The sequence below is a fragment of the Microcystis sp. 0824 genome (assembly GCF_003112475.1).
GTDB lineage: Bacteria > Cyanobacteriota > Cyanobacteriia > Cyanobacteriales > Microcystaceae > Microcystis > Microcystis aeruginosa_C.
The window spans coordinates 1-4,234 of record NZ_BDSM01000070.1; the positions used below are offsets into that span (position 1 = coordinate 1).

The 4,234-nt window shown below is 33.8% G+C and carries 8 protein-coding genes and 1 pseudogene; 1 reads left to right on the forward strand and 8 read right to left on the reverse strand.

Annotation, left to right across the window (positions count from 1 at the left end; all coding sequences use genetic code 11):
• A pseudogene (locus N0824_RS21960) lies at positions 1 to 155 on the forward strand (RNA-directed DNA polymerase); the annotation flags it as partial.
• A gap of 76 nt (positions 156 to 231) precedes the next feature.
• Here the strand turns inward: N0824_RS21960 and N0824_RS19170 are convergent.
• The 8 genes from N0824_RS19170 to N0824_RS19205 form a co-directional block, all read right to left on the reverse strand.
• The gene (locus tag N0824_RS19170; RefSeq protein WP_108937909.1) at positions 232 to 516 is read right to left on the reverse strand and encodes a type II toxin-antitoxin system VapC family toxin; all 285 of its coding nucleotides are present in this window, start codon (positions 514 to 516) and stop codon (positions 232 to 234) included.
• Between the two features lie 3 nt (positions 517 to 519).
• Positions 520 to 780, reverse strand: a complete 261-nt coding sequence (locus N0824_RS19175; protein WP_002757302.1) for a hypothetical protein — start codon at positions 778 to 780, stop codon at positions 520 to 522.
• 395 nt (positions 781 to 1,175) lie between these two features.
• On the reverse strand, positions 1,176 to 1,415 hold the full coding sequence (locus N0824_RS19180) for a type II toxin-antitoxin system HicA family toxin (protein WP_002754041.1): 240 nt from the start codon (positions 1,413 to 1,415) through the stop codon (positions 1,176 to 1,178).
• Positions 1,408 to 1,671, reverse strand: coding sequence for a type II toxin-antitoxin system HicB family antitoxin (locus tag N0824_RS19185; protein ID WP_108937910.1), 264 nt, complete (start codon positions 1,669 to 1,671; stop codon positions 1,408 to 1,410). Before N0824_RS19185 ends, N0824_RS19180 begins: the two co-directional genes overlap by 8 nt.
• A gap of 689 nt (positions 1,672 to 2,360) precedes the next feature.
• Entirely contained in the window at positions 2,361 to 2,600 is a 240-nt protein-coding gene (locus N0824_RS19190) for a type II toxin-antitoxin system HicA family toxin (protein ID WP_002747313.1), read from the reverse strand.
• Positions 2,597 to 2,806, reverse strand: coding sequence for a hypothetical protein (locus tag N0824_RS19195; RefSeq protein ID WP_002747310.1), 210 nt, complete (start codon positions 2,804 to 2,806; stop codon positions 2,597 to 2,599). The genes N0824_RS19190 and N0824_RS19195 overlap by 4 nt, the downstream gene beginning before the upstream one ends.
• A gap of 399 nt (positions 2,807 to 3,205) precedes the next feature.
• Complete coding sequence (locus N0824_RS19200; RefSeq protein WP_233256484.1) at positions 3,206 to 3,517, reverse strand: PIN domain-containing protein; 312 nt, start codon at positions 3,515 to 3,517, stop codon at positions 3,206 to 3,208.
• A gap of 5 nt (positions 3,518 to 3,522) precedes the next feature.
• Positions 3,523 to 3,762 (reverse strand): UPF0175 family protein, encoded by a 240-nt coding sequence (locus N0824_RS19205; RefSeq protein WP_002736878.1) that lies wholly within the window; start codon positions 3,760 to 3,762, stop codon positions 3,523 to 3,525.
• Between the last annotated feature and the right edge of the window lie 472 nt (positions 3,763 to 4,234).

Below are 4,234 nucleotides of genomic sequence, written 5' to 3' on the forward strand. Positions count from 1 at the left end.
AAAGGATGAGTATAAAAACCTTCAAATACTACACCGCCACTGTCACGACGAAAAATCAGCTTCCGATGGAAGCCTCGATATAACCACAAGGAAATTATCACAGGCAACCACAGAGAAGTCAAGCGGTATCCTTAACAAGGGAACAGTCAAACTAGGAGCCGTGTGAGGTGAAAGTCTCACGCACGGTTCTGAATGGGAGGGGAGGTCGGTGACGACCTTCTCGACCCCTAATTAAACGAAAGCTGTTCCCGCAATAATGGCATCTCCTAAGGACATCTTTCTGATTTGTTTTAAAGTTACTGCTTGGTTAATTACAGGTTGAGAGATGGGTAAAATTTGAGAAGCATTAAAAAATTCTTCAAAATAGACTTTATCCTGATGAGTTAACCGATGGTAGCCTAAAACTTCCAGATAGGATAAAGCAGATACATAAGGAGAATTTTCTGCAATAAACTCCCGGAGAAACTCATTTTCCAATTGAGCGGCATAGATAATAATATTACTATCTAATAACATGATTTAATCCCGATCAGGAAGAGAGCGATCGCACCGATTTTGTTGTTGCCACTGTTGGGTATCAACATCAGTAAAAGTATTATTATTAGCAATTTTTTTCAAAGCATTGGCCATTTTTTGACCGTTAGATCGATTTTCACCAATAATATTTTCTTCTAGTAAGGTAATATAAACATTAACAGGATATTCGGAGTTGATTTCAGGGGTTTCATCAAGCCATTGAAGGGTATTATTTTTCAAAATTGCTTTAAAGGTTTTTACCATAGTTTTCTCCGCCGTTAAATGATACAGGATAAATGATTCAGACTAGCCCTAACCCAATTTTAACACAAGACCAACCCAACAAACTCCCCTGAACTCAATCTTTTAAATTAACGTCTTTGGATCATTTCATAATCAAAAGTTCATTACCAGAGCGAAAAATTACGCAAAATGGTGATAGTCACTTTACCTGTTTTTAAGGGAGGCTAATTTATCGACGATGACTGGGTGAAAATTAATCATTAAATCAATTTATAACAAGCAATCGAGGGTTTTACTCTTGTGTTAATGTACCTTAAAAAAGTAGCTATCACTTTATTTTAGCTCTTGGAAATAAAATTAAGATAAAGCGTACTAGAATAGATAATTTCTTCGTTTGAAAAAACGCATTCAATCATCTATTTTAATAAATGTTCTATTTCTTCATCTGTAAAACCAAATTGTCTAAAAATTCGTAAAACATAAGCAGGGGACATTTCTTTTGCACCTATATCGATAGGAACGATTCGACGTTGATTATACAATACTCTACAATATAAACGATGATCACCTTTTCCTTCTCGATAAAATTGACGGCCTCCTTTTTCAAGAATTTTGATTAGTGCTTTGGGTTTAAGAGAAGGAATATTTTTAGGCATAAACTTTTCTGAGTTCGTAAGTTTCGGGAGTTTCAGAATCTCCCACAGTTAAAAACTCATGAAGTTCGTCTATAGGAATAGGACTGGTATATATATTGGCTTGATCACGATAAATCTCCCAAAAAGATTCAATCGCTTCTTTTAGTTTCTCCATAGCTTTTTCCTGAGTTTCTCCTTGTCCAACTAATCCATTTTCAAGACATAATGAAACCCAATAGTCTGCACTTTTTCTCAGAATAACGGTATAAAAGTTCATGGTGATTGTTCCGTTGAAATTTTAATCGGAGATTAGAATTTACTCTAGCTTAATCTTAACACAAGATCAACCCAACAAACTGCCTTGCCTCAATCTTTTAAATTATAGACAACAAATAAGGCGCATTATACTGTGTTAATGCACCCGATAAAAAAGCGATCGCACTTTCAATATTCTGCCAAATGCGATCACAAATCCCCATTTTTACATAAAAAATGATAATATAAAACTCAAATTTGAACTATTGTTGTGGAAAGATACTAAGATGACAAAGTTATAATTAACTCAATCGGAAATTGAAAGCCTTACTTTTGAAGAATTTTTGTATTTAAGAAATTGGATTAATAAGTTAGACTATCAACAATGGGAAAAACAAATTAAATTTTAGCAAGAAGGAATTTTGAGCTTTTAAAAAGTGACTTAAACCATTCTTCTTTGTCTTTTAAAAAAGTTGGATAATTTTGATCGGTAAGATTTGGTATTAATTATAGAGCTTTAGCTTTTAAAGATGGTGAAGATTATATTTGGGGGTGGATAGGAAGTCATGAAAAATAGGAAAGATTATTAAAATAAAAGCGATCGCCTCTTTATTGCCAAAATGTAGTTAAACAAAGTGCAACCCAACACCAACCAAATAAATTAATAATTGATCATCTTGGATCGCACTCAATCTACAGGTGATCGCCATTTTAAAACAGTCTTTTTAATAGTTCATCTTTACTTAGATTAAAATGTAGAGCGACATCACGCAAAATATTATTTAAAGTGCCTATTTTGACAGGATTATGAGCAGGAATAGTAATCTGATGTGTACCATTTTCAGAAGTAGTTAGTCTAATATGGCTACCCGTTTGACGACTCACTTCATAACCTAACTCAGACAATTTTTTGATTAAGTCATCACTGGATAAATCTCTGGGTAGCTTCATACCGCAAATACCTCATCCCTAACAATATGTAAACGAATAATTTTAGGGCGATTTTCCCTATCATCATAATGACAATTAACGGCATCTTTTACCATTTCTCGTAAAGACTGTAAATCATCGGCTTCGGTAAAAATAGACTCGCCTAATGCCCTTGCTGTATATCCCCCTTCCGGTGCATCTTCCACTAAAAAAACTATTTCTGTCATATTTCCTTCTTTAGTCTCTAAATTTTTGCAGTAATTTTAATTATAGTTTGTTTAGTTTTTTAGATAGCACTTTTTAAAGCTTACAAGATTAGCGTTTGCCGTTTATCAACCCTAATCGCCTCTTTATTGCCAAAATGTAGTTAAACAAAGTGCAACCCAACACCAACCAAATAAATTAATAGTTGATCATCTTGGGTTTCGTGCCTCAACCCAACCGACAAGAGCGGCGATCGCACTATGTTACAAGTTACTCAAAAATATATTCGCAATTGGTTTACTCACTGTTGCTACTGTACCTCATAAGTTAGAGAATTGCTATAGTTGATCCTGTTGGGTTTCGTGCCTCAACCCAACCTACAAGATCGGCGATCGCACTACCAAATCGGCGATCGCACTATGTTACAAGTTACTCAAAAATATATTCGCAATTGGTTTACTCACTGTTGCTACTAAAGTAATGGCATCAGATTCACCTTTCCCTAAACGTTCATTTAAACTATTTGCTAGAGAGATTAATTTAATATTTAGGATAATTAATTTCTGTTGATTGATCAGCTTATTAAGAGTCTCTGAAGATTGATCTTGTTTGGCATTAATTTCTTGTTGTACGGTTGCAGGCAAATAAAAATTATCATTAGAATCTAGGAATTTTTCTAAAAATCCTAACTGAGACAAAAAGATTAAAGGGGAAGAATTGAAAACAATTTTCATAGAGATTACCATTTTTTTTCTCTATCTATGTCTTCTGTAGTAAGATAAGAAAAATCGATTCCCATTAATTCTAAAATTTTCAAGAACATTTCTGTATCCATTTCCATGATTTCTGCGGCTTTATGAAGACTGATGATGCGAGAAACTAAAGCACCCACCACAAAAATAAATTGTTCTTTTTGTTCAATATTATCAAATAATTGTATTTCGGCGGCAATTTCTTGAAAAGTGGTCGAAGTATTCATTGTCTTGCTAAGTTTCATCAATTAAGACATATCTAACTTAATTTTAACGCAAAATCAACCCAACAAACTCCCCTGACCTCAATCTTTTAAATTATAGACAACAAATAAGGTGCATTATACTTTGTTAATGCACCCGATCAGAAAAGCGATCGCACTTCATCAATTAACTCCGAGTTCGCCTTTTGAATTCCTCAATTCTTTTCTCTATCACTCTAGGGTTCGGGTTTTCCCAGTCATCTAGAGAATTATAAAGAATTGCTGGAATTAATACTTTTCTCTTTTTGTCAAATTTTATGTTAAGAAATATGTGACTATAGGATCGAGAAAACGGGTTTCTTTAAGAAACCCGTTTTCTTGACTCTGAGTCAAGTTAATCAGGTGGCTGGTAGGAGAAATCAAGGTTTAACCGCACCGAATTTAATTTGATTTTCTCTGATTCATGAATAAACCTGATGAAAAAAAAAAAAAAAAA